This is a genomic window from Dyella sedimenti (genome assembly GCF_022760995.1).
GTDB classification, from domain to species: domain Bacteria; phylum Pseudomonadota; class Gammaproteobacteria; order Xanthomonadales; family Rhodanobacteraceae; genus Dyella; species Dyella sedimenti.
In genome coordinates, this window is the sequence record NZ_JAKWJO010000009.1 from 96,095 (window position 1) to 122,265 (window position 26,171).

Sequence of the window (26,171 nt, forward strand, 5' to 3'; positions counted from 1 at the left end):
AGACCCATGCTGCTCATCGGTTGGCTTGTTGCCCTGGTCGCCCTGCTCGGTTTCGCTTTCGCCGGCCGCGGCTGGCTGGCCTGGGTATCGGCGGTGGCCGTGCTGTTCGCCACCTGGGCGCTGCGCGGCGTGGATTCGCCACGGCTTATGTATGTGTCGCTCGCCATCGCCGCCTTGCTCGCCCTGGCCACCGGCTGGCCGCCGCTGCGGCGCGCGCTGTTCGCGCGGGCACTGCTGCCGCGGCTGGGCAAGGTGATGCCCCGCCTGGGCGATACCGAGCGCATCGCGCTGGAAGCCGGCACCGTGTGGTGGGATGCGCAGATCTTCTCGGGCATGCCCGATTGGGAAGCCTTGCTGCGCTTCGAATGCAAGCCGCTGAGTCCGCGCGAGCAGGCTTTCCTCGATGGCCCGGTGACTCGCCTGTGCGAGATGCTGGACGACTGGCGGATCGAGCAGGACCGCGACCTGCCACCCGAGGTATGGGAGTTCATCAAGCGCGAGCGCTTCTTCGGCATGGTGCTGCCCGAGCAGTATGGCGGACTGGGCCTGTCGGAGCTCGGCCATTCGCGCGTGGTTACGCGCATCGCCACCCGCTCGGTGGCCGCGGCGGTGACGGTGATGGTGCCCAACTCGCTCGGGCCCGGCGAGCTGCTGCTGCACTACGGCACCGAGGAACAGAAGCTGCGCTACCTGCCGCGCCTGGCCGACGGCCGCGAGGTGCCCTGCTTCGCGCTGACCGGCCCCGAGGCCGGTTCCGATGCCGCGGCCACCCAGTCCGAGGGCATCGTGACCTGGGGCAAGTGGCAGGGCGAGGACGTGATCGGCCTGCGCCTGAATTGGAACAAGCGCTATATCACCCTCGCGCCGGTCGCGACCCTGATCGGCCTGGCCTTCCGCCTGAAGGACCCGGATGGGCTGCTGGGCGGCCCCGCCGACCGCGGCATCACCTGTGCGCTGATTCCCCGCGACCTGCCCGGCGTGGTGATCGGCAACCACCACGACCCGATGGGCGTGCCGTTCGCCAACGGCCCGATCGAGGGACACGACGTGTTCGTGCCGATCGACGCCATCATCGGCGGCGTGGCGCAGGTCGGCCATGGCTGGCGCATGCTGATGGAAAGCCTGGCCGCGGGCCGTTCGATCTCGCTGCCCGCGCTGGCGGTGGGCGCGGCGCAGATGGCCACGCGCATCTGCGGCGCCTACGCCACCGTGCGCGAACAGTTCGACACGCCGATCGGCCGCTTCGAGGGCATCGAGGAACCGCTGGCGCGCATCGCCGGCCTCACCTACCTGATGACGGCCACGCGCACGCTCACCTGCGGCGCGCTGGATGCCGGCGAGAAGCCGGCCGTGCTCGGCTCCATCGCCAAGGCCTACCTGACCGAGGCGATGCGCGAGGTGGTCAGCGACGCCATGGACATCCGCGCCGGCGCCGCCATCCAGCGCGGCCCGCGCAACGCGCTCTCGCGCATGTGGATGTCGGTGCCGATCGGCATCACGGTGGAAGGCGCCAACATCCTCACCCGCTCGATGATCATCTACGGCCAGGGCGCGATCCGCTGCCATCCCTGGGTGCAGAAGCTGATCGCGGCCATCGACGCGAAGGACCTGGCCGCGGTCGACCGCGGCGCCTTCGGCTATCTCAACTTCGTGTTCACCCGCGGCGTGCGCGCCCTGTTGCTGGGGCTGAGCGGCGCCCGACTGGCCCGCGTGCCGGCCGGCAGCGAGCTGCGCCGCCAGTACCAGCACCTGACCCGCTATGCCTCGGCGTTCGCCTTCGTCTCCGACCTGTGCATGGCCACCCTGGGCGGCTCGCTGAAGCGGCGCGAGAAGATCTCCGGCCGGCTGGCCGACGCGCTGGCCTGGCAGTACCTGGCCGCCGCCACGCTCAAGCGCTACCACGACGAGCCCAAGCTCGCCGCCAGCTACGACCTGGCCCGCTGGGGCGTGGCGCTGGCGCTGTTCCGCACGCAGGAGGCCTTGCGCGGGGTGCTGGACAACCTGCCCTCGCCCTTCGCCGCCGGCTTCGCACGCCGACTGGTGTTTCCGCTCGGCGCCCGTTTCCGCCCGCCATCGGACCGGCTGGGCCAGCGCGTGGCGCGCGCGATCCTGGAAGACCGCGAGGCGCGCATCCACCTTACCGGGGACATCCACGTGCCCGGTCCCGACGAGCCCGGCCTGGGCCAGCTGGAGGCGGCGCTGGACAAGGCGGTACGCGCCCTCCCGGTGGAAACCAAGCTGCGCGATGCCGTGCGCGCCGGCCAGCTCGACCGGGGCTCCCGCGACGACCTGGACCAGCGCGCGCTGGCCGCCGGCATCATCAGCGCCGAGGAGTACGCCGCGCTCGACGAGGCCAATGAGGCACGCGACGCGGCAGTGCAGGTCGATGCGTTCGCCCCCGACACCTACAAGCAATTGCGCTAACAGCCGACAGGAGAAACCGGCACCACCCTATTCCCATCGTCGGGGTCGGCAGCTACTCGGGCGCGTGCTATGTTGGCCGCGCCACAGACTGGGGGTGACCGATGCGGATGGGGCTGGCCATCGATGCGTCCTGCGACTTGCCGCAGGCGTTCCTGCAGAAGCACAACATCGCGGTGATGCCCATCACCATCCGGGTCGACGACGAGGTCTTCCTGGACAACCGCAGCCAGGTCGAGCTGCATCGCTTTCTCGACCGCAACCTTGGCAGCCGCAGCCATTCGGCGGAAACCGAGCCGTGCTCGATCGAGGACGTGCAGCGGCTGTTCCTCGACAAGCTGGTGCTGGAGCAGGACTGCGTGTTCTGCCTCACCATCACCGCCACGCGCAGCGCGATCAACGACCACGTGATCAAGGCCAGCTTCGCGGTGCTGAAGAACTATCGCGAGGTGCGCGAGAAGAACAACATCGCGGGCCCCTTCCTGATGCGCGTGATCGACACCCGCAGCCTGTTCGCCGGCTCGGCCCCCGCCATCGTCGAGGCCGTGCGCCTGATCGAGGCGGGCGAAACGCCGGCGGCGATCCGCGAGCGGCTCACCTACATCGCCAACAACTCCTACGGCTACATGCTGCCGCGCGACCTGTACTACCTGCGCGCCCGCGCCAAGAAGAAGGGCGACCGCAGCGTGGGCCTGGTCAGCGCCGTGCTCGGCTCCGCGCTGGACATCAAGCCGCTGCTGCGCGGCTATCGCGGCGAGACCGGCCCGGTGGGCAAGGTGCGCGGCTTCGAGCATGGCGCCGAGACGCTGTTCGACTACACGGCCAAGCGCGTGCATGCCGGCCTGCTGGTGCCGGTCGTGTGCGTGAGCTACGGCGGCGATCTGGCGGAACTGCCCAAGCTGCCGGGCTATGCCGGCCTGCGCGCGGCCTGCGAGGAATGCGGCGTGGAGCTGATGGAGGCCCCGATGAGCATCACCGGCATGGTCAACGTGGGCGAAGGCGCGGTGACCCTGGGCTTCGCCGCCGAGGAACACGTCACCGAATTCTAGGTCAAGCCATGCTCGGCTCCGGCATGGAATACTCCAACCTCATGATCCGACTGTGCCTGCTGATCCTGCTCGCCTGGCTCGCCATGCCGGCCGCCGCCGGCACGGCCTACCAGTGCACCGCCGCCGACGGCCGCACCGCCTACCAGGACAAGCCCTGCGCGGCCGGACAGCGCCAACAGGTGCTGCAACTGGACGATTCGCAGCCCGCGGCGCCAGCTTCCATTCCAGCACCGCCACCGGCCGCAACACCCCCTCCGCCGCCACCGCCCGAACCACAGGCGCCTCCCGCTCCGTTGCCGCTGATGTATGGCTGCGTGCGCGCCACCGACGGCAAGGCTTATATCAGCAGCAACGGCGATCCCCAGCCCTACCAGGTGCCCTACGGCATCCTCGGCGCCAGTTCGTTTTCCCTGTCGCAGGTCTACGGCCCGCCCGGCGCGGGCGCCTCGGCCCCCGAACTCAACCGGGGCCGCATCACCCCGGGCCTGATCGCCAGCCGCTACGTGTGGGTGCAGGACCAGTGCCGCGAACTCAGCCGCGCGGAAACCTGCCGCGCCCTGCGCGACGCCTACGACGACAACGCCACCCGGCTGCAGCACGCCTTCAAGAGCGACCAGCCGCCGCTGGAGCGAAAGGACCGCGAGCTGCGCGAGCAGCTGCGCAACTGCTGAATGTTGCGCATTCCTTGCGCAAAGCCATGCAAGTGCCCGCCACGCAAGGCCGCCGCGCGGTTATCCACATGGTTGCCACCAGGCTATCCCCGTTCGCTGTGGACAACCCGCCAGGCCATGGCGTGGATTTGACCAGGATGATGAAAGCCACGCGCCGGCAAGCACTTGGCGCACCTATCCACAGGCTTGCCCCACGGCCATCCACACAGGCTGTGGACAACCCGAGGCCAAGAACCTATTCACAGGGAGATGTCGAACGCTACGGCAAGTCCGCACCCTCACCCCAACCCCTCTCCCGACGGGAGAGGGGCTAGTCGAAGCGGGCGAGGATGGATGATCCGGCCAAGCGACGACTTCGAACAGGCTCTAAGCCCTCAGTCCATCGCCGCGCCGCGGGGTAGCCGCTGGGTGTAGCGGAAGGAGAAGCCGATTCGGCTTGCGAGGGCTGCAGGGCTTGTATCTATCGCAGTGCTGCGCTTCCTCTCCGCCATGGCGCGTTGCGGGGTAGCGGCGCCGTTCGAGGTAGCACGTCACTCATCAGGCTGGCCTCGGTCCACCGGGCTTGTATTCAACACGGCGCTGCGAGCCTGTGAGGCCATTCTCTTTGGGTTACTTTTCTCTTGGGCCAGCAAGAGAAAAGTGACTCGGCGGCCCCACGGGGACTAGCTTCGCGTCGCCGGCAGGGCGTCGAAACGCCCGCCGCGTCCCACGGGGACTCCCTTCGATCGTAGGCGGCAAACTGGCGATAAGGCGACAACCGGGAACCGGCGCTACTGGATCCCGGCCCTTGCCCCCTTTTGTGGGGTGCGCCGGGATGACGAGCCGTGGGAACCGGGGTGAAAGGCGGTCGCGCACAGGGTGCGCTCCTACAAAAAAGGGGGGAGGGCGATCAGCGTTGGGGCTCAGGTCTAGAACCCGTAGTTGAGGAAGCCGCCGTCCACGCCCAGCACCTGGCCGGTGACGTAGCTCGCCGCCGGCAGGCACAGGAAGGCGATCGCCGCCGCCACTTCCTCCGGCTCGCCGATGCGGCGCAGCGGCGTGCGGTCGAGCACCTCGTCCAGGTATTCGTCATTGGCCAGCGCCGGTTCCGAGCGCTGCGTGCGGATGTACCACGGCGCCACCGCGTTGACGCGGATGCCGTCGGCCGCCCACTCCGCCGCCAGGTTGCGCGTGAGCTGGTGCAGCGCCGCCTTGGTCATGCCATAGGGCGAGCCGGTGCGCACATGCGTGATGCCGGATACCGAGCCCACGTTGACGATGGCCGCGTTGGCGTGCTGCACCAGCTGCGGATGCGCCAGCCGGCACATCTCGAAGGCGGAGAACAGGTTCTGCTCGAAGATCGCGCGGTACTCCTCCTCGCGATAGGCCAACGTGGCGGCCGGCTGGTTGCCGCCCGCGTTGTTGACCAGCAGCGACAGCGGCGCACCCAGGTCGGCGATCCAGTCGAACACCGCCAGGCGTTCCTCCTGCTCGCCGAGGTCGGCGCCGAAGGCCAGCACCTCGATGCCGGGAAAGTCGTCCAGCAATTCGATGCGCACCTGTTCCAGGTAGTCGGCGTCGCGCGCCACCAACAGCAGGTTGGCGCCCAGCCCGGCCAGTTCGCGCGCCGTGGCGTAACCGATGCCCTTGCTGGCGCCGGTGACCAAGGCGGTATGTCCCTGCAATTGCCATGCGTCGATGCGTGCGTTCATGCCGATGAGCTTAGAGCCTGCCTCCCGGCCACGCCAGCAGATCGGCTCCCTGGCGAATGGACGTCCAGACCGTCGGGGCTTGGCAACGCCGTCCGCTGCAGGCATGGTGGAACGCATGAACGCCCACCGCCCTGACGAACTGGCCTCCGTGCCGCTGCTGCAGATCGACGGCGCCAGCGTGATGCGCGGCGACCGCCTCATCCTCGACGACTTCAGCCTGCGCATCGGCGCCGGCGAGCACACCGCCATCCTGGGCGCCAACGGCGCCGGCAAGTCGACGCTGGTCCGCCTGGTCACGCGCGAACTCTATCCTCTGGCGCGGGAGGACGGCACGCCTTCCATGCGCGTGTTCGGCCGCGACCGCTGGAACGTCTCGGAACTGCGCGGCCTGCTCGGCATCGTCTCGCCCTCGCTGCAGGACGACTGCACCAGCGATCCGTCGCTGGACGTGACCGAGGCGGTGCTGTCCAGCTTCTTCGCCGCGCGGCGGCTGGGGCTGGACCACCGCGTCACCGCCGCCATGCGCGAGCGCGCCGGCGAGGCGCTGGCCCAGGCCGGCGCCACCCACCTGCTCGGCCGCCACATGGCCAGCCTGTCCACCGGCGAGGCACGCCGCGTGCTGATCGCGCGGGCGCTGGTGCACCGTCCGCGCGCGCTGCTGCTGGACGAGCCCTGCGCCGGCCTGGACATGGCCAGCCGACGGCGCTTCCTGGAAGGCCTGCGCGGCCTCGCGCGCGGCGGCACCACCCTGCTGCTGGTGACCCATCACATCGAGGAAATCCTGCCGGAGATCGGGCGCGTCGTGCTGCTGCGCGACGGCCGCCTGCTGCGCCAGGGCCGCAAGGCCGAGGTGCTCACTGACGAGGCACTGTCGTCCACCTTCGGCATGCCGGTACGCGTGCAGCGCCACGGCGACTACTACAACGCCGCGCTCGAGTGACCGCCGCTTGACGCTCCTCCCGGCCGGGCGTACCGTGCGCGGGCTGGCGGTTTTTATCCTTTCATCGCGATGAAAGGATGGAATTAAAAGGGAAGCCGGTGCGGCCCTCTCGGGCCCATGCCGGCGCTGCCCCGCAGCGGTAGGTGGAAACGATCTTCGCCATACGCACTGGCCCCTCCGGGCTGGGAAGCGGCGAACCGTAGGCGAGGCCCAGCCTCACGTCCACGAGCCCGAAGACCTGCCCCAGCCGGGAGGCTTGCCGCCTCCCGCCAGACCTGGCGCTTCCGAGGGGAGGCGGCCCGGGCCCGCGCCACGGCCATCGCCGGGGCGCGTCGTCCCGTGCCCCTTGCCGCGGCGGCGCCGGTTCGCCCGAGGGGGCGAAGGTCGCTGTCGCCGCGGTCGGCGCCATTCCGGGCACCCGGCCGTGCGCGGTTCCTTCGTTCCTCATTCATCACGAATCGAGGACACGCACACATGACTACCGTTACCAACCTGGGCTTTCCCCGCATCGGCCCACGGCGCGAGCTCAAGCACGCGCTGGAGGCCTATTGGCGCGGCGAACACGATGCATCGCAGTTGCAGGCCACGGCGCGCGAGCTGCGGCGGCGCCACTGGCAGCTGCAACGCGACGCCGGCGCCGATGTGGTGCCCTGCAACGACTTCTCGCTGTACGACCACGTGCTCGACACCGCCTTCCTGTTCGACGCCATCCCTGAGCGCTACCGGCCGCTGGTCGAGGCGGATCCGCTGGCCGGCTACTTCGCGCTGGCGCGCGGCGTGCAGCGCGACGGGCTTGACCTGCACGCGTTGGAAATGACCAAGTGGTTCGACACCAACTACCACTACCTGGTGCCGGAGCTGCATGCCGGCCAGTCGTTCCGGCTGCGCGGCGACAAGCCGGTGGCGGCATTCCTCGAAGCCCAGGCGCAGGGCTTCCCGGCGCGGCCGGTGCTACTGGGACCGGTGAGCTTCCTGTTGCTTTCCAAGACGATGGACGGCAGCGACCGCCTGGCCCTGCTCGATCGCCTGCTGCCGACGTATGCCGAGCTGCTGGGCCGGCTCAAGGCCGCCGGCGCGGAGTGGGTGCAGGTCGACGAGCCCTGCCTCGCGCTCGACCTGGACGACGACGACCACGCCGCCTATCGCCGCGCCTACCAGGCGCTCGCCGCGGCGGACCGTCCCCACCTGCTGCTGGCGACCTATTTCGGCGCGCTCGCCGGCAACTTGGCACTGGCTGCCGGCTTGCCCATCGATGGCCTGCATATCGACCTGGTGCGCGCGCCCGAGCAACTGGATGCCGTGCTGGACAGCCTGGACGACAGCCGGGTGCTGTCGCTCGGCCTGGTCGATGGCCGCAACGTGTGGCGGTCCGACCTGGACCGGGCGCTCAAGACCCTGCGCCGCGCCCATGAACGCATCGGCGGACGGCGCCTGCAGATCGCGCCTTCGTGCTCCCTGCTGCACGTGCCGGTCGATGCCGCGGTGGAAGCGGCGCTGCCCGCCGACATCCGCTCCTGGCTGGCCTTCGCCACGCAGAAGATCGGCGAACTGCGCACACTGGCTGACGCGGCCAAGGGCCTGGTGCAGGCCTTCGACACGCTCGATGCCGCGCGCGAGTTGTGGCAGGCGCGCCGCCGATCGCCCCGCGTGCATCGGCCGGAGGTGGCCGAGCGGCTGGCGACGCTGAACGCGTCCTCGCTCGCGCGGCAGGCGGCATATCCGCAGCGCCGCCAGGCGCAGCGGCAGCGCTTCGGCCTGCCGGCCTTCCCCACCACCACCATCGGTTCCTTCCCGCAGACCCACGAGGTGCGCGAGGCCCGCGCCCGCTACAGGTCGGGCAAGCTCCCGCAGGCGGACTACGATGCCTTTCTCGCCGCCGAGACCGAGCGCTGCGTGCGCTTCCAGGAGGAGATCGGGCTGGACGTGCTGGTGCACGGCGAGTTCGAGCGCAATGACATGGTGGAATACTTCGGCGAACAGTTGGACGGCTTCGCCTTCACCCGGCTGGGCTGGGTGCAGAGCTACGGCTCGCGCTGCGTCAAGCCGCCGATCATCGTTGGCGACGTGCGGCGCCCGGCGCCGATGACGGTGCGCTGGTCGCGCCATGCGCAGGCGCTCACCCCACGGCCGATGAAGGGCATGCTCACCGGCCCGGTGACCATGCTGCAATGGTCGTTCGTGCGCGATGACCAGCCGCGCTCGGCCACCTGCCGCCAGATCGCGCTGGCCCTGCGCGACGAGGTGCTCGACCTGGAAGCCGCCGGCATCGGCATCATCCAGATCGACGAGCCGGCCCTGCGCGAAGGCCTGCCGCTGCGCCGCAAGGATTGGGAAGCCTACCTCGGCTGGGCGGTGGAGTGCTTCCGCCTCACCGCCTCGGGCGTGCGCGACGAGACCCAGATCCACACCCACATGTGCTACTCGGAGTTCAACGACATCATCGAGGCGGTGGCGGCGATGGATGCCGACGTGATCTCGATCGAGACCTCGCGTTCACGCATGGAACTGCTCGACGCCTTCGTGAGGTTCCGCTATCCCAACGAGATCGGCCCGGGCGTGTACGACATCCACTCGCCGCGCGTGCCCGATGCCGGCGAGATGGTCGACCTGCTGCAAAAGGCGGTGGCGGTGCTCAAGCCCGAACAGCTATGGGTGAACCCGGACTGCGGACTGAAGACGCGCGGCTGGCCGGAAGTGCGGGCCGCGCTCACCGCGATGGTCGAGGCCGCGCGACGCATGCGTACCGGGATGGCCGCCAAGGTCTGAAAAAAAACCGCCGCCGGCAACCCGGCGGCGGCTTCATCCACCTCTGGCGCGGCGCGTATCAGCGCGGCGAGCAGAAGCAGTAGGCGTACACGTTGGGCCGGCCGGCCTGCGCCGTGCGCAGCAGCTTCAGCTCCGGTGCCAGCGTGTCGATGCGTCCCATCCAGGCCGGCAGGCGCACGCCGTAGGCCTCGGCCACCTGCACCATCGCGCTCTGGTTGAGGTTGACCAGGAACTGCTCGAAACCGCTGAGCGGCTCCTCCACATAGCGCACCGGATACGTCTTGCCCAGCTTGGCGCGCGTGGCGGCATCGGCAATGGCCTCGCCCAGGCCGCCGAGCTGGTCGACCAGGCCGCGCTCCAGCGCCTGCTGGCCGGTCCACACGCGGCCCTGCGCGATAGTGTCGATGGCGTCGTACGGCTTGCCGCGCGCCTTGGCTACCTGTCCCACGAAATCGTGGTAGCCCTTGTCGATGGTGGCCTGGATCACCGTGCCCACCTTGGGATCGAGCGGACGGGTGATGTCGAACGCGCCGGCCAGCGGGCCGGTGGCGACGCCGTCGTTCTTCACGCCCAGCTTGTCCAGCGTGCCCGGCACCGTCATCACCAGGCCGAAGATGCCGATGGAGCCGGTGATGGTGTTGGGCTCGGCATAGATGCGGTCGGCATTCATGGCGATCCAGTAGCCGCCGCTGGCCGCCACGTTGCCCATCGACACGACCACCGGGATGCCTGCCGCGCGGGTCAGCGCCACCTCGCGGCGGACCTGCTCGGCGGCATACACCTCGCCACCGGGCGAGTTCACGCGCAACACCAGCGCCTTGGTGCGCTTGTCCTCGCGCGCGCTGCGGATCAGCGCGGCGGTGGAGTCGCCGCCCACCGAGCCCTGCGGCTGCTTGCCGCCGGAAATCTCGCCCTCGGCCACCACCACCGACACGCCCGGATCAGTGCCGCCGCTCATGTCCGGCAGGTTGGTGCCGTAGCGCTGCAGGGAGACCTGGCGGAAGCCCTCGCCCTTCTTGCCGGGGGGGACGCCTTCCTTGCGCATCATCGCTTCCAGGTCGGCCGGCGTCGCCAGGCCATCGACCAGGTGCTCGTCCAGCGAGAGCTGGGCAAGGTCGCCGCTGGTGCCGGCGATCTTCTCCGGCAGGCCATCGATGTCCGCGCGCAGCGTGGCCGGATCGAGCTTGCGCAGCCTGGCCACTTCGTCGACATAGGTATCCCACAGGCCGCCCATCCAGAAGCTGTCCGCCTCCTTGGCCTCGGGCGAGGCGTGGTCGAGGATGTACGGCTCGGCCGCGCTCTTGAACTGGCCAACGCGGAACAGGTGCACCTCCACGCCCAGCTTGTCCAGCAGGTCCTTGTAGAACAGGCGGTAGTTGGCCAGGCCGGTAATCATCACCCCGCCTTGCGGATCGGCCAGGATGCGGTCGGCATGCGCGGCCAGGTAGTACTGGCCCTGGTCGTAGCTCGGCGCCCACACGATCACCGGCTTGCCGGCGGCGCGGAAGCGGTCCAGCGCCGCGCCCACCTCGCGCAGCGCGGCGAAGCCACCGCCCTCCAGCTCGCCGGGCTTGAGCAGGATGCGGGTGATGCGCGCGTCCTTGGCCGCCGCGTCGATCGCCGCCACCAGGTCGCGCAGCTGGATCTGCTTGGGCGGGTTGCCCGACAGCTGGGTCAGCGCGCGCTGCATCGGATCGATGCTGTACTGCTCGACCAGCTCGCCCTTGGGCTGGATCACCAGCACGCTGTCGTTCTGGATGTTGCGCTCGGCGCGGCTGCCCACGAAACCGGCCAGCACGACCAGCAGCACGATGAACAGCAGGAAGAAGAACACCAGGTTGAGTATCACCAGCCTGACCGCGTTGATGCCGCGCCCAAGGGTGCGAAGAAAGGCCCAGAAACCGTGGGGGCGGCGCTCCGTCATGCGTAGTTCCTCAGAAGGTCGGTGACAGCGTAGCGTTTCGCGCGGTCGGGGTCATGGGCAGGAAGGGGGTGAAGGCGCAACAATCGGGGTTGCCTCGGGTCGACAGCCTTGGCGCCGACTGCCCATCCCCCCGCTTCATCCCAGCTTCCACGCACTCCGCCAGAAGCGCGCGAACAACATCAGCGCCGCCATGGTGAGGCCGGCGACCAGGCCCATCCACATGCCACGCGCGCCCAGGCCCTGGTGGAAGGCCAGCCACCAACCCACCGGCATGCCCACGCCCCAATAGGCGAACAGGGTAATCACCATCGGCACGCGGGTGTCTTTCAGACCGCGCAGGGCGCCGTTGGAGGTGACCTGGATGCCGTCGGAGAACTGGAACACGCCGGCCAGCACCATCAGTTGCGCGGCCAGCGCGATCACCGCCGCGTCGTGCGTATACAGCCGTGCCAGCAGGTGCGGGATGCCCAGCATCAGCGAGGACGAGACGGTCTGCACGCACAGCGCCAGCCCGATGCCGCACATCCCGGCATAGCGCACGCCGCGCGCATCGCCGCGGCCCACCGCGTTGCCCACGCGCACGGTGATGGCCATGGACAGCCCCAGCGGCACCATGAAGGCCACCGTGGCCACGCTCAGCGCCACCTGGTGGCTGGCCACCACCGTCTCGCCCAGCGTCGCGATGGCCAGCGCGACCGCCACGAACAAGCCGCCCTCGGCCAGCAGGGTCACCGCCATGGGGCCGCCGATCTTGAGCAGTTCCAGCAGCACCTTCGGCTTGGGCCAGGCCAGGCCCTCGCGCAGCCCGAGGTCGCGGTAGGCCGGATGCCTGGCCACGAACCATCCGAAGCCCAGCATTTCCAGCCACAGCACGGTGGCGGTGGCGATGCCGCTGCCCAGCGAACCCAGCGCGGGCAAGCCGAGCTTGCCGTACATCAGCACATAGCCCAGCGGCGCCAGCACCAGCAGGCCGCCGAAGCTGAAGTACATCGAGGGGCGCGTCATCGACAGGCCCTCGGACAGGCCGCGCAGCGCGAAATAGCTGGTCAGCGCCGGCCCCGCCCAGCTGATCGCGTGCAGGAAGCGCATCACGTCGCCGCGCAGCGTGGGCACCACGCCGATCCAGTCCAGCACCGGCGTGGCGTGGCGCACCAGGAACCACATCAGCAGGCCCATGAACCAGGCCAGCCATAGTGCCTGCACGAACACCGCGCCCACCTCGCGGCGCTTGCCCGCGCCGTCGAGCTGCGCCACCGAGGGCGGCACCGCCATCATCATGCCCAGCCCGCTCACCAGGGCTAGCGCCCAGATGCTCACCGCGGTGGTCACCGCCGCCTGCACGTGCGCGCTCAGGTGCCCGGCCAGCACCGCGTCGACGAAGTTCGGACCGACCGCGGCCAGCTGCGCGGCGATCAGGGGAAGGGCAAGGCGCACGGTGGCGCCGACCTCGCGCGCCACCCTGGCGCGATCGGGGCGTAATGACAACATGGCAGGGCTCCTGGGCCGGGCATTCTAGCGCACCCGCGCTACGCTGCCGGCGGCACAGGCCGGCGGCGACGCCTTGTGCCAAGATCGCGAGCCGATCGGTTCGGGGGAGAGGCATGAAGAAGGAAGTGGTGTCGTTCGAGGGCGTGCACTGCGCCAATTGCGGCGCGCCCATGCAGGGCGAGTTCTGCCACGAATGCGGGCAATCCATCCACAGCGTGCTGCGCCCCATGCACCACATGGTGGAAGACACGCTGGACATGGTGCTGCACATCGACGGCCGCGTGGTCCATACGATCCCGCCGCTGTTCATGCGACCGGGCTTCCTCACCCTGGAATACTTCGCCGGCCGCCGCCAGCGCTACGTGGCGCCGTTCCGCCTGATGTTCGTGCTGTGCCTGCTGACCTTCTTCGTCTGCCACCTGGCGGTAGACAACCTGCCCTTCATCCACGTCAACGTGGTCGGCACGGGCAACGGCGACTTCGCCAAGGATGCTACCCCCGAGGCCGTGCGCGCGCACTACCAGCAGCTGACCCAGGCGAGCGACGAGCAGCTTGCCGGCCATGCGCTGCATGGCGACGAACGCGCCGAACAGCTGGCGGCGCGCCGCAACCAGGCCAACCATCGCCTGGTCCAGCTCGGCGCATCGCCGCTGGACCGGCATGGCGAAACCGAGAATGACTTTCAGGGCATGGAGCAGCCCATCCATGTCGGCTGGCTGCCGGACGGCGTCAACGCCTCGCTCAACCGCACGGCGCGGCACATGGTCTCCAACCTGAAGCAGGCGAGCGAGGACGGGGACCGGGGCAGCGAGGCCCGCGAGCACCTGGTCGCCGCTACCTTCGGCGTGCTGCCGCAGACCATGTTCGTGGTGATGCCGCTGTTCGCGCTGCTGCTGAAGATCGTCTACCTGTTCAAGCGCCGCCTCTATATGGAGCACCTGATCGTGGCGCTGCACAGCCATGCCTTCCTGTTCCTGGCGCTGATGCTGGGCGTGCTTCTGGGCGGGCTGCGCGCCTGGCTGGCGCCGCACGCGGCCTGGCTACGGCCGCCGTTGTCGCTGGCGATCTGGGCGCTGGCGATCTGGATGCCGCTGTACCTGCTGCTGATGCAGAAACGGATCTATCGCCAGGGCTGGTTGATGACTACGCTGAAGTACCTGTTCGTCGGCTGGTGCTACGTGTTCCTGATGACCATCGCGCTAGTCGCCGCCGTGGCGCTGGGGCTTACCCGCTAGCCTTTCCGGACGGCGTCACTTCGTGACCTCACTCACACAAATCCTGCACAGCAAGGCCGCCAAACCGGGGGACCGCGGCATTCCGCATCGGGGTTTTGCACAGCGTCATGGACCTGTCAAGGCAAGTCCCGTGCCGATGGCAGTTGTGTGAACGCCTATCGGCCAAAAAATTTAAGTAATTGATTTAAAAAGGCTATCAAGGCTGGCTAAAACTTGAACAGCGCGTACGGAAAGCCGTTTTCATGCGCCTTCGGGGCCTTCCTTCAACGCTGCATCCACAGACTTATCCACAGTCACTGTGGATAAAGGCAAAAGCTCCCTGCTGATAGCCACTTAGCCCCGGTTCCTAGATGACAGGGCAGCAAGCCCCTGCAAGCGACGGACAACCGGCCGTTCGCCCCGGGAAAGCCGCTTCGGCCAACCCCGCTCGCGGCGATAGGCCGGTTACACTGGACCGCCACGAGGTCTTCATGCCCGCCGTCCTACGCATCGCCCTCCCGGTTCCCCTGCCGACCCTGTTCGACTACCTGCCGCCCGCCACAGGACCCGTGGCGGCGGGCAGCCGCGTGCTGGTGCCGTTCGGCAAGGGCAAGGCCGTGGGCATCGTGGTGGAGGCCGAGGCCGAGCCGGCGGTCGGCAGCACCCGCCTCAAGCGCGTGCTGCGCGTGCTGGACGATGCGCCCCTGCTCGATGCCGAGCTGATCGCCACCCTGGCCCGCGCCGCCGACTACTGGCTGGGCGCGCCGGGCGAGGCCTATGCCAACGCCCTGCCGCTGGCGCTGCGCGAGGACCGCCCCTTGCCGGACCTGCGCGAGGAAGCCTGGGCACTCACCCCGGCCGGACAAAGCGCCCTCGATGCCGGCAGCCGGCGCGGCGGCAGCCGGGCCTTGCTGGAAGCCCTGGCGCGCGGACCGCAAACCGCCGAACGGCTGCACGAGCGGCTGCCAGGCTGGCGCGACGCCGCGCGCCGGCTCGACCAGGCAGGACTGATCGAGCGCGCGGAGACCCTCGCCGCCGCGCCCGCGCCATCCAGCACGGCGCCCGCCTTGAGCACCGAACAGCAACAGGCCGTGGACGCCATCGGCGGCGCCCTGGGCCGTTTCCAGCCGTTCCTGCTCGACGGCGTCACCGGCAGCGGCAAGACCGAGGTCTACCTCGCCCTGATCGAGCAGGTGATCGCCCAGGGCCGGCAGGCCCTGCTGCTGGTGCCCGAGATCGGCCTGGCGCCGCAGACCGTGCGGCGCCTGCGCGAACGCCTGGGCGTGGCGGTGCAGGTGCTGCATTCCAACCTGGCCGAGGGCGACCGCGCGAGCGCCTGGCTGCGCGCCCGTTCGGGCGAGGCCAAGGTGATCCTGGGCACTCGCTCGGCGGTGTTCACCCCGTTGCCGCAGGCCGGCCTGATCGTGGTGGACGAGGAACACGACAGCGCTTACAAGCAGCAGGAGGGCTTCCGCTATCACGCGCGCGACCTCGCCCTGCTGCGCGCCCGCGCGCTGGGCGTGCCGGTGGTGCTGGGCTCGGCCACGCCCTCGCTGGAGACCCTGGCCAACGTGCAGTCCGGCCGCTACCAGGCCCTGCACTTGCGCGCGCGTCCAGGCGCGCTCCGTCCGCCCCAGGTGCAAATCGTGGACATGCGGGCGCAACGCCTGGACCATGGCCTGTCGCCCGCGCTGCTGGCTGCGGTGGCCGATACCGTGGCGCGCGGCGAGCAGGCGCTGGTGTTCCGCAACCGCCGTGGCTATGCGCCAGTGCTGTTGTGCCATGGCTGCGGCTGGCACGCCGAGTGCCCGCGCTGCGAACACCCGATGACCCTGCACGCCGGCCGCCGCCAGCTGATCTGCCATCACTGCGACTACAGCGCGCGCGTGCCTCTGCAATGCCCCGCCTGTGGCGCGCCGGAACTCAAGCCGCAGGGCCAGGGCACCGAACGCCTGGAGGAAGCCCTGGCCGCGCGCTTCCCCGAGGTGCCGGTGCTGCGCATCGACCGCGAAACCACCCGCCGCCGCGATGCCTTCGAGCACCTGCTCGACGGCCTGCGCGACGACCGCGCGGCAATCCTGGTGGGCACGCAGATGCTGGCCAAGGGCCACGACCTGCCCAATCTCACCCTGGTCGCCATCGTGGGCGTGGACGAGGGCCTGCACAGCGTGGACTTCCGCGCCAGCGAGCGGCTCGCGCAGCTGGTGGTACAGGTGGCCGGCCGTGCTGGCCGCGCCGCCAAACCGGGCCGTGTGCTGCTGCAGACCCACCATCCCGACCATCCGCTGCTGCGCCAGTTGCTGGCCCAGGGCTACGCCGCGGCCGCCACCGCCCTGCTGGAGGAACGCCGCAGCCTGCAGTTGCCGCCCTACGGCCACCAGGTGCTGCTGCGCGCTGATGCCCACCAGCGCGAGCACGTGGATGCCTTTCTTGCCGAGGCCGCGAGCGGACTGGCCGGGGCGCCCGTGCGGCTCGCCGGACCGATGCCGGCGCCGATGCCGCTGCGCGCCGGCCGCCATCGCGGCCAACTGTTGATCGAGGCCGACAGCCGCGCCGTGCTCCACGCCGCGCTGCGACCGTGGTTCCGTACCTTGTCCACGCTGCCCCCGGCGCGGCGCGTGCGCTGGTCGCTCGACGTCGATCCCATCGATCTCTACTGAACCGATCCGCCACCGCGCCGTCGCCCTTGCCCCGCGACGGATAGCATGGAAAATCGTGCCTTCACCCAGACGGATACCGCCGTGTCTTCCCAACTCGAACAACTGCGCCAGTACACCACCGTGGTCGCCGACACCGGCGATATCGAAGCCATCGCCCGTTATCGCCCGGTCGACGCCACCACCAACCCCTCGCTGCTGCTGAAGGCCACCGAGCTGCCGGCCTATGCGCCGCTGATCGACGAGGCCGTGGCCTGGGCCAAGGGCCGCAGCACGTCGCATGAGCAGCGCCTGCTGGATGCCAGCGACCACCTGGCCGTGGCGGTGGGCCGCAAGATCGTCGAGCTGGTGCCCGGCCGCGTCTCCACCGAGGTCGATGCGCGCCTCTCGTTCGACACGGAAGCCACCATCGCCAAGGCCGAGCGCCTGATCGAGCTGTACGAGCAGGCGGGCGTGAAGCGCGACCGCATCCTCATCAAGATCGCCTCCACCTGGGAAGGCATCCGCGCTGCCGAGCAACTGGAAAAACGCGGCATCCAGTGCAACCTCACCCTGCTGTTCTCGTTCGAGCAGGCGGTGGCCTGCGCCGAGGCCGGCGTATTCCTGATCTCGCCCTTCGTGGGCCGCATCATGGACTGGTACGTGAGCAACACCGGTACCAAGAGCTACGCGCCGGACGACGACCCGGGCGTGCGGTCGGTGCGCCGCATCTATGCCTGGTACAAGCAGCACGGCTTCGCCACCGTGGTGATGGGTGCGAGCTTCCGCAACATCGGCCAGATCCAGGCGCTGGCCGGCTGCGACCGCCTCACCATCAGCCCGGACCTGCTGGAGAAGCTCGACCACGAGAACGCCCCGCTGGCACGGGCGCTCAGCGACGGCGGCGCCACCGAGGCCAAGCCCGCGCCGCTCAGCGAGGCCGCCTTCCGCTGGGGCCACAACGAGGACGCCATGGCCACCGACAAGCTGGCCGACGGCATCCGCAAGTTCGCCGCCGACCAGCGCAAGCTGGAAACGCTGCTGGCCGGCAAGCTCTGAAAGCAGGAACGCCCCGGCTGACCGGGGCGTTCCTGTTCGCGCGATTTTCTGCAGGAGCGCACCCTGTGCGCGACAAGCCGGCGCAGCGTGAGGCGATGCCTGCGGTCGCGCACAGGGGCGCTCCTACAGGTGCAGGCCCTTACTTGATTCCCTTTGCCTTCGCTTCCTGCGCAAGGCGCTCCGGCGCGATCTCCTCGCTGGACCAGCCGCCGCCCAGCGCGCGTACCAGGCCCACGCTGGCGCGCAACTGGTCGGTCTGCAGGCCCAGCAGGGTCAGGTGCGCATCCAACGAAGCCACCTGCGCGGTCACCACGTCGAGGTAGCTGTTGGCGCCCTGCTTGTACAGCGCCAGCGACAGGTTCAGCGTGCGATCCGCCGCGGTGGTGGCATCCTTCTGGTCGACCAGCGCATTGCCATCGTTGACCAGCAGCGACTGGTTGTCCTCCACTTGCTGGAACGCGGTGAGCACGGTGCTGCGGTACTGCGCGCTGGCCTGGTCGAAGGCCGCGTGCGCCGCATCGACCTGCGCCCGGCGACGGCCACCGTCGAACACGTCCATCAGCAGGCTCGGTCCCAGCGCCCACACCTGGCTTGGCGCGGTCAGCAGGTTGCCCCAGCCGCTGCTGCCGAAGCCGCCGCCCGCGCTGAGCGTGAGCGACGGGAAGAAGGCCGAGCGCGCCACGCCGATCTGCGCATTGGCCGCCTCGGTGCGCCGCTCGGCGGCGGCGATGTCCGGCCGGCGTTGCAACAGCGTCGACGGCAGCCCGACCGGAACCACCGGCATCGCCGGCAGCTCGGTCTTCGATTCCAGTGCGAAGGTCGAGGCGGACTGCCCCACCAGCACCGCGATGGCGTGTTGCAGCAGTTCGCGCTGCGCCTTGGTCTGCGACAGCTGCGAGCGTGTGGACGACAGCTGCGTCTGCGCGCGGTCCACGTCCAAGCCCGACACCGCGCCGCCCTCGTGCAGCGTACGGGTCAGCTGCAGCGCGCGCTGGTAGGCGTCCACGCTCTTCTGCAGCAGGTCGATCTGGCGGTCCAGGCCCACCAGCACCAGATAGCTGTCGGCCAGCGAAGCTTCCAGGCTCAGCCGCACCGATGCCAGGTCGGCGGCGGAAGCCTGCATGTCGGCGCGGCCGGCGGCCACGTTGTCGTGCACGCGGCCCCACAGGTCCACTTCGTAGCTGGCCTGGCCGGTCAGCGAGTAGGCGTCGTACCAGGTCGGCGAGGTCGGGCCGCGCAGCGCCGAGTTGTCGGACTGGCGGTTGCGGATGGCGCTCGCGCCCAGCGATACCTGCGGGAACAGATCCGCCCGCACCTGCCGCAGGAAGTCGCGCGACTGCCGGTAGCTGGCATCGGCCGCGGCCAGATCGGCATTGTGCGCGATCAGCTGGTTTTCCAGCTCGTCCAGGCGTGCATCGCCATACAGTTTCCACCAGCCCTCGCGCGGCAGCTGGTCGGCCGGCGCGGCGCTGGTCCAGGGACCGGCCGACTGGTAGCTGTCGGCCACCGGCGCCGCCGGCGGCTTGTAGCTGGGCGCCAGCGAGCACGCGCCCAGCGCCAGCGTGGCCGCGAGCGTCGCGGCAAGGCTCTTAGGCTTTGTCATGGGGCTTCCCCGCCGGTTCCGGGCTCCTGGCGATGCGCACCTGGTCGCCATCGACCAAGCCGTCGGGCGGGTTGATGATCACGCGGTCGCCTTGTCCCAGGCCCGAGCCGATTTCCACCGTCTTGCCGTAGTCGCGGCGGATGGTCACCGCCTTGAAGTGCACGTGGTCGTCATTGTCCAGCGTGGCTACGTGCAGACCCTTGTCGTCGAAGATCAGCGCCTCGGCGGGCACCCGCAGCCCCAGGGCATTGGCGGCGATGTTGAAGCTCACGCTGGCGTAGCTGCTCGGCAGCAGCTTGCCGTCGGGATTGTTCACCAGCAGCTGTACCAGGGTCGTGCCCGAGGTGGGCGTGATCGCGCGCGCATCGGCCTCCACCTTGGCGGTGAAGGTCTGGCCAGGGTATTCCGGCACGGTCAGCGTGGCCTCGTCGCCGCGGTGGATGCTGGGCGCATACACCTGCGGCACGCGCACGTACACGCGCAGCTTGCCGGTATCCGATACCTGGAACAGCGGCGTACCGCCGGCGCTGTCCGCCGTCACCAGCGCGCCCACGTCGGTATTGCGCGCGGTCACGCGGCCATCGAACGGCGCGATGATGCGCGCATACGACTTCAGCGCCTTCAGGCGGTCGAGGTTGGCCTGCGCCGCATTGACCTGCGCCTGCTTGGCCGCGTAGTCGCCGTTGTACTGGTCCACCGACTGCTGCGACACCGAATCGGGATCGGTCGCGCGCAGCGCCTGCCAGCGCTTGGCGGTGGTAGCGGCCAGCGCGGCGTTCGCCTTGGCGCTGGCCAGGTCCGCCTGCGCCTGCAGCAGCTGCTGGTCGAGGTCGGGCGTATCGATCTCGGCCAGCAGGTCGCCGGCCTTCACCGGCGCGCCGATGTCCTTGTTCCATGACTTCAGGTAGCCGCTGGTGCGCGCATAGATCGGCGCGTTGGTGAACGCGTCCATCTGCGCGGGCAACTCCAGCGGCGCCTTGCCGTCGGCCGATTCGGGCTCGGACACGGTCACGGTGGGAATGGCCTGCTCGTCGGTCCATTGGCGCAGGCTGCGCGCCTCGGACAGGCGCGTGGCGACGCCGATCACCACGATCGAGCCGAACACGACCGCGCCGATCGCGGCGGCCAGGCGAAGCCGGCGCGGCGAAGGCGTCGACTCGGGAAGCGTAGTGAGATGCTCAGACATGGACAGGTTCTCCGGCAGCGGGAGCCGAATCAGGCGCGCGGCCACGCCGCGCATGCACGATGGAAAAGACGACGGGAACGAAGATCAGCGTGGCGGTGGTGGCGAACAGCAGGCCGCCGATCACGGCGCGGCCCAGCGGCGCGTTCTGCTCGCCGCCGTCGCCCAGGCCCAGCGCCATCGGCACCATGCCGATGATCATGGCCAGCGCGGTCATCAGCACCGGGCGGAAGCGGACGAAGCCGGCCTCGCGCGCCGCCAGCGTGGCGTCGCCGTGGATGGACAGGCGCTCGCGGCAGAAACTCACCACCAGCACCGAGTTGGCGGTGGCCACGCCCATGCACATGATCGCGCCGGTCAGCGCGGGCACCGAGAGCGTGGTGTGCGTGAGGAACAGCATCCACACGATGCCGGCCAGCGCGGCGGGCAGCGCGGTGATGATTACGAATGGGTCGGTCCACGACTGGAAGTTCACCACGATCAGCAGGTACACCAGCACGGCCGAGCCCAGCAGGCCGAACAGCAGGCCCGAGTAGGCATCGTGCATGGTCTGCACCTGGCCCAGCAGCGCGATGCTGGCACCCTTGGGCTTGGCTTGCTCGGTATCCTTCAGGACCTTCTGGATGTCGGACGCCACCGCGCCCAGGTCACGGCCCTGCGTGGTGGCGAAGATCTCCACCATCGACTGGATGTTGTACTGGCTTACCACGATGTTGCTGTGCGTACGCGTCACATTGGCCAGCGCGCCCAGCACCTGCGGATTGCCGCCGTTCTTGGCGGTGATCGGCAGGTTGCTCAGCTGGGCCAGCGAGTCGAGCCGATACTGCGGCACCTGCGCCGAGATCGGGTAGGTGACGTTGTTGTCCGGGTTGAGCCAGTAGGTCGGCGCCACCTGCGCGGTACCCGAGAGGTCGGCCACCAGGCTGCTGGTGACGTCGCCCTCGGTGAGGCCCAGCAGCTGCGCGCGGGTACGGTCCACGTCGATGCGGAACGTGGGCTCGGCCTGCGACTGCTGGATGCGTGCGTCGGCCACGCCGGGAATCTGGCGGATCTTGTTCAGCAGCAGGTTCGCGTAGGCGAAGTTGTCGGACAGGTGGAAGCCGCGGACCTGCAGGTCGATCGGCGCCGGCGAGCCGAAGTTCAGGATCTGGCTGACGATGTCCGCCGGCGGGAACGCGAACGTCGTGCCCGGGAACAGCCTGGGCAGCTTCTCGCGCAGGATTTTCACGTACTCCGCGCTCGGGCGATGGCCTTCCTTCAGCGAGATCTGGATGTCGCCGTCCTGCTCGCCGATCTCGCCGGTGTTGTTGTAGATCGTGTTGATCGAGCTGGAATACAGGCCGATGTTGTCGACCATCGCATCCAGTTCATCCGGCGGGATGATCTGGCGGATGGCCTTCTCCATGTCGGCGAACTGCGCCGAGGTCACTTCCACGCGACTGCCCACCGGTATGCGGGCATGGACCAGGATCTGGCCGCCGTCCACGTCGGGGAAAAAGTTGCTGCCCAGGCCCAGCACCAGCAGGAACGACAGCAGCACGAAACCGAGGAAGCCGGCCACGAACACCTTGCGATGATGCAGAGCCAGGTTGAGCACGCCGCTGTAGCCGGCGCGGAACGTCTCGAAGCGATCCACGAAGGCGCGCTGGAAACGGCCCAGCACGGTCTTAGGCGGCGGCAGCGGCAGGTGCTGGCCGTGCTCGTCCACCGTCGCCGGGTGCATCTGCAGCAGGTACTTGGCCATGGTCAGCACCAGCGTACGCGACAGGATGAACGAGAAGATCATCGCGAAGATCACCGCCTCGGCCATTGGCACGAACAGGTAGCGCGCCACGCCCGGCAGGAAGAACATCGGTACGAACACGATGCAGATGCAGCACAGCGACACGAACGCCGGCACGATGATCTGCGCCGAGCCGTCCACGATCGCGGTGATGACGTCCTTGCCCTGCTCCAGGTGCCAGTTGATGTTCTCGATGGTCACCGTGGCCTCGTCCACCAGGATGCCCACCGCCAACGCCAGGCCGCCCAGCGTCATGATGTTGAGCGTCTGGCCGATCGCCGACAGGGTGAACACCGAGCCCAGCACCGCCAGTGGGATCGAGGTGGTGATGATCAGCGTCGAGCGCCAACTGCCCAGGAACAGCAGGATCATCAGACTGGTCAGCGCCGCCGCGATGATGCCCTCGCGAACCACGCCGTCGATCGACGAGCGCACGAACACCGACTGGTCGCCGATCGGCGTCACCGTCAGGTTGTCCGGCAAGGCGTCCTTCAGCGCCGCCAGGTGCTCGCGGATGCCGGCGACGATCGCCAGGGTGGAGGTCGAGCCGTTCTTCAGCACCGACAGCAGGCTCGAGCGCACGCCATCGACGTGCACGATGTTGGTCTGCGGCGGCGCGCCGTCGCGCACGTGCGCCACGTCGCGGATGTAGATCGTGGTGCCGTTGGCGCTCTTGACCGGCAGGTCTTCCAGCTCATCCGCGTGGATGGCGGCATTGTTCAGTACCATCACGTATTCGTACTTGCCGATCTTCTGCGTGCCGATCGGGCTGATCTGCTGCTGCGCCGCCAGCGCGTTGGCCACGTCCTGCGCCGACAGGCCGCGCGCCTGCAGCGCGGCCGGATCCACGTCCAGCTGGATCTGGCGCGTCTTGCCGCCGAACGGATAGGGAATCGCCGCACCGGGCACCGTCACCAGCTGCGGGCGCAGCAGGTTGAGGCCAAGGTCGCCCAGCTGCTGCTCGGAAAGGCCCTTGCCCGACAGCGCCAGCTGCAGGATCGGCACCGTCGAGGCGTTGTAGTTCACGATCAGCGGCGGCGTCGCGCCCGGCGGCATCTGCTTGAGCAAGGTCTGCGCGATCGCGGTCACCTGCGCATTGGCCACCGCGATGTTCACACCCGGCTGGAAGAAGATCTTGGTGATGCCCATGCCATTGATCGAGGTCGACTCGATGTGCTCGATGTCGTTGACCGTGGTGGTGAGCGTGCGCTCGAACGGCGTGTTCATGCGACCCGCCATCTGGTCGGGCGTCATGCCGGTGAACTGCCAGGACACCGCGATCACCGGGATGTTGATCTCGGGAAAGATGTCGGTGGGCGTACGCAGGGCCGACAGCACCCCGAAGATCAGAATGAGCAGTGCGAAGACAACGAAAGTGTAGGGCCGCGTTAGCGCGATCCGGACGATGCCGAGCATGTGGGGAATTCCGTGCGCGAATGATGCGTCGCGGCAAATTTTCGCACGGGTTCAGCGCGCCCGGATCACCCGGACGCATGAAGATATTTTCATGTTCGCGCGGGCGCGAATGCTCAGGCGACGGCGGCCGTGACTTCCGGCACGGCGCGCGACAGGCAGGTACCCGGCTTCTCGCCCGGCGCGAGCGCATAGCAATACAGCGTGAGACGCGCGCCGCTGGTGGCCTGGCCGATGTCCAGCGCATAGCCATGCAGGCGCACGATCGCGCTGACGATGCTCAGCCCCAGTCCCGAACCGGCCGTGGTGCGGCTGTTGTCGCCGCGATAGAAACGCCGCGTGACAGCGTCGCGCTCGTCCGCCGGAATGCCCGGCCCGCTGTCGATGATGTCGATGCGCGGCCCGCGCTTGTCCATGCTCGCGCGCAGGCTCACCCGTCCGCCAGGCGGAGTGAACTTGATTGCATTGCCCACGAGATTGGCCAATGCCTCGAACAGCAGGTGCGCATCGGCACGCACCGGCGCGAGCGGCTGCACATCCAGGTCGAAGGGCTGGTTGCGATCCTCCGCCACCGGCGTGTAGAACTCATGCACCTGGCGCAGCACCTGGCCGACGTCGACCTCGTCGAAGCAGGCCGCGCGGTTGCGGTCCTCCAGCTCGGACACGCGCAGCAGCGCGCGGAAGCGCGTCAGCACCGCGTCGATGTCGACCATGCAGGCCTCGACCAGGGCCGCCTCCGGTTGGCCATCCAATTGCTGCTGGGTGCGGTACAGCCGCGCGCGCAGCCGGGTGAGCGGCGTGCGGAGGTCGTGCGCGATGTTGTCGCAAACGCCCTTCACTTCGTTCATCAGGCGCTCGATCTCGCCCAGCATGGTGTTGACGATGGCGGCCAGCTGGTCGAGCTCGTCGCCGCGCCGGCTGACTGGCAGGCGCTTGGACAGGTCGCCCTGGCGGATCGGGTCGGTGGCGTCCTGCAGGGCGCGGATGCGCTTCTGCGGTCCGCGCCGCAGCAGGAAGCCGCCCAACAGGCCGGGAATGATGGTCAGCGAGATGCCCCACAGCAACGCGCGCCGGATGATCGCGCCGATGCCGTCGATGGTGCTGGTGTCCTTGGCGATCACCAGGATGCTGCCATTGGGCAGCCGGGTGGCCAGGCCGCGCGCGCGCACGCGCTCGGCATCCCGGTCCGGGCGCGGCAGGCCATGCTTGAGCAGATGCACCTGGCCGTCCTGCGGCAGCGAGACCGGCAGGCGATCGATATTGCCGGCGACCGGGCGATGGTCGCGATCGAACAAACCCACCGACATGATGCCGTGCGGATCGATCGCGCTGGCCGCGTCCACCGTCGCCGGCAGGCGCTCGGGATCGGTCGAGGCGATGTAGTGCATGCGCTGCAGCAGCATCTGGTCGATCACGCTGTTGAGGTAGCGCGAGGTCTCCCACTGGATCGTGCCGACCAGCACGAAGCCCCACAGCGTGAACAGCGCGCCGTAGATCAGGATCAGCCGCGAGGTGGCCGAATGCCAGGCCTTGGGGGATGCGTTCATGACATCGTCGCCGTTTCGGAAGCCGCTGCGATCATATAGCCGGTGCCGCGCACGGTATGGATCAGCGCCGGCTGCCCCACGCCGTCGATCTTGCGCCGCAGGCGGCCGATATGGACGTCGATCACGTTGGTGCCCGGATCGAAGTGGAAGCCCCACACCGTCTCGAAGATCATGGTGCGGGTGAGTACCTGCCCGGAATTGCGCATCAGGAACTCGAGCAGGCGGTATTCAGTGGGCAACAGCGTCAGCGGCTGGCCGCCGCGATAGGCCACGTGGCTGACCAGGTCCAGTTCCAGGTCCGCCACGCGCAGGCGCTGCGCGGCCTGCGGCTGGCGGCGACGCAGCAGCACCTCGGCGCGGGCGGCCATCTCGTCGGGCGCGAATGGCTTGGTCAGGTAGTCGTCGCCACCGGCGCGCAGGCCACGCACGCGCTCGTCGACATCGCTCAGCGCGCTTATCATCAGCACCGGCGTATCGATCTGGGCCCGGCGCATCTCGGCCACCACGTCGATGCCGTCCAGGCCCGGCAGCATGCGGTCCAGCGTCACCAGGTCGTAATGGCCCTGCCGCGCGCGTTCCAGCCCCTCGCTGCCGTCGGCCACCCATTCGGCGACCATGCCGTGCACGCTCAACTCCGCGACGATCTCGCGCGCGGTGGTTTCGTCGTCTTCGATGACCAGCACTCGGGACATAGCGAGAGGAAAAACCGGGAATCCAGATCCAGGGGATGCGGAGCCTGCCCCGTCTCCGCACAGCGAAACGGCCCCGTGCGGGGCCGTTGGC

At 69.0% G+C, this 26,171-nt stretch carries 16 protein-coding genes and 1 riboswitch; of the genes, 8 read left to right on the forward strand and 8 right to left on the reverse strand.

The window, feature by feature from the left end; all coding sequences use genetic code 11:
• Positions 1-6: 6 nt before the first annotated feature.
• The 3 genes from MJ605_RS16930 (at position 7) to MJ605_RS16940 (ending at position 4,141) form a co-directional block, all read left to right on the forward strand.
• The gene (locus tag MJ605_RS16930) at positions 7-2,424 is read left to right on the forward strand and encodes an acyl-CoA dehydrogenase (RefSeq protein ID WP_243042656.1); all 2,418 of its coding nucleotides are present in this window, start codon (positions 7-9) and stop codon (positions 2,422-2,424) included.
• A gap of 101 nt (positions 2,425-2,525) precedes the next feature.
• A complete protein-coding gene (locus tag MJ605_RS16935) occupies positions 2,526-3,470 on the forward strand; it encodes a DegV family protein (protein WP_243042657.1) in 945 nt (314 codons plus the stop codon).
• Between the two features lie 41 nt (positions 3,471-3,511).
• Positions 3,512-4,141 (forward strand): DUF4124 domain-containing protein, encoded by a 630-nt coding sequence (locus MJ605_RS16940; RefSeq protein ID WP_243042659.1) that lies wholly within the window; start codon positions 3,512-3,514, stop codon positions 4,139-4,141.
• A gap of 908 nt (positions 4,142-5,049) precedes the next feature.
• Here the strand turns inward: MJ605_RS16940 and MJ605_RS16945 are convergent.
• The gene (locus MJ605_RS16945) at positions 5,050-5,832 is read right to left on the reverse strand and encodes an SDR family oxidoreductase (protein WP_243042661.1); all 783 of its coding nucleotides are present in this window, start codon (positions 5,830-5,832) and stop codon (positions 5,050-5,052) included.
• Between the two features lie 115 nt (positions 5,833-5,947).
• Here MJ605_RS16945 and MJ605_RS16950 point away from each other — a divergent pair, with 115 nt between their 5' ends.
• Both MJ605_RS16950 and metE read left to right on the forward strand, forming a co-directional pair.
• Positions 5,948-6,772: an ABC transporter ATP-binding protein gene (locus tag MJ605_RS16950; RefSeq protein WP_243042662.1), complete on the forward strand. Its 825-nt coding sequence runs from the start codon at positions 5,948-5,950 to the stop codon at positions 6,770-6,772.
• A 29-nt stretch (positions 6,773-6,801) separates the two neighbouring features.
• A riboswitch (cobalamin riboswitch) is annotated at positions 6,802-7,032 on the forward strand.
• Positions 7,033-7,246: 214 nt separating this feature from the next.
• Positions 7,247-9,538, forward strand: a complete 2,292-nt coding sequence (metE, locus tag MJ605_RS16955) for a 5-methyltetrahydropteroyltriglutamate--homocysteine S-methyltransferase (RefSeq protein WP_243042663.1) — start codon at positions 7,247-7,249, stop codon at positions 9,536-9,538.
• A 58-nt stretch (positions 9,539-9,596) separates the two neighbouring features.
• Here metE and sppA read toward each other — a convergent pair whose 3' ends face one another.
• Together sppA and MJ605_RS16965 are read right to left on the reverse strand one after the other, a co-directional pair.
• Positions 9,597-11,462, reverse strand: coding sequence for a signal peptide peptidase SppA (sppA, locus tag MJ605_RS16960; protein ID WP_243042664.1), 1,866 nt, complete (start codon positions 11,460-11,462; stop codon positions 9,597-9,599).
• A gap of 135 nt (positions 11,463-11,597) precedes the next feature.
• Positions 11,598-12,950: an MATE family efflux transporter gene (locus MJ605_RS16965; protein WP_243042665.1), complete on the reverse strand. Its 1,353-nt coding sequence runs from the start codon at positions 12,948-12,950 to the stop codon at positions 11,598-11,600.
• A 113-nt stretch (positions 12,951-13,063) separates the two neighbouring features.
• Between MJ605_RS16965 and MJ605_RS16970 the strand changes: the two genes are divergently transcribed.
• The 3 genes from MJ605_RS16970 to tal all read left to right on the forward strand — a co-directional run bounded on the left by MJ605_RS16970 (position 13,064) and on the right by tal (position 17,859).
• Positions 13,064-14,185 carry a DUF3667 domain-containing protein gene (locus MJ605_RS16970; protein ID WP_243042666.1) on the forward strand — a complete coding sequence of 374 codons (1,122 nt, stop codon included), beginning with the start codon at positions 13,064-13,066 and terminating at the stop codon, positions 14,183-14,185.
• A gap of 470 nt (positions 14,186-14,655) precedes the next feature.
• Positions 14,656-16,824, forward strand: coding sequence for a primosomal protein N' (locus MJ605_RS16975; protein WP_243042667.1), 2,169 nt, complete (start codon positions 14,656-14,658; stop codon positions 16,822-16,824).
• 45 nt (positions 16,825-16,869) lie between these two features.
• A complete protein-coding gene (tal, locus tag MJ605_RS16980) occupies positions 16,870-17,859 on the forward strand; it encodes a transaldolase (protein WP_279237629.1) in 990 nt (329 codons plus the stop codon).
• Positions 17,860-17,998: 139 nt separating this feature from the next.
• Here the strand turns inward: tal and MJ605_RS16985 are convergent, their stop codons facing one another.
• The 5 genes from MJ605_RS16985 to MJ605_RS17005 form a co-directional block, all read right to left on the reverse strand.
• On the reverse strand, positions 17,999-19,462 hold the full coding sequence (locus MJ605_RS16985) for an efflux transporter outer membrane subunit (protein WP_243042670.1): 1,464 nt from the start codon (positions 19,460-19,462) through the stop codon (positions 17,999-18,001).
• A complete protein-coding gene (locus MJ605_RS16990) occupies positions 19,449-20,648 on the reverse strand; it encodes an efflux RND transporter periplasmic adaptor subunit (protein WP_243042671.1) in 1,200 nt (399 codons plus the stop codon). Before MJ605_RS16990 ends, MJ605_RS16985 begins: the two co-directional genes overlap by 14 nt.
• Positions 20,641-23,844, reverse strand: a complete 3,204-nt coding sequence (locus MJ605_RS16995; protein WP_243042673.1) for an efflux RND transporter permease subunit — start codon at positions 23,842-23,844, stop codon at positions 20,641-20,643. Before MJ605_RS16995 ends, MJ605_RS16990 begins: the two co-directional genes overlap by 8 nt.
• 113 nt (positions 23,845-23,957) lie before the next feature.
• A complete protein-coding gene (locus MJ605_RS17000; RefSeq protein WP_243042674.1) occupies positions 23,958-25,388 on the reverse strand; it encodes a sensor histidine kinase in 1,431 nt (476 codons plus the stop codon).
• Positions 25,385-26,080 carry a response regulator transcription factor gene (locus tag MJ605_RS17005; RefSeq protein WP_243042676.1) on the reverse strand — a complete coding sequence of 232 codons (696 nt, stop codon included), beginning with the start codon at positions 26,078-26,080 and terminating at the stop codon, positions 25,385-25,387. The genes MJ605_RS17000 and MJ605_RS17005 overlap by 4 nt, the downstream gene beginning before the upstream one ends.
• Positions 26,081-26,171: the final 91 nt, after the last annotated feature.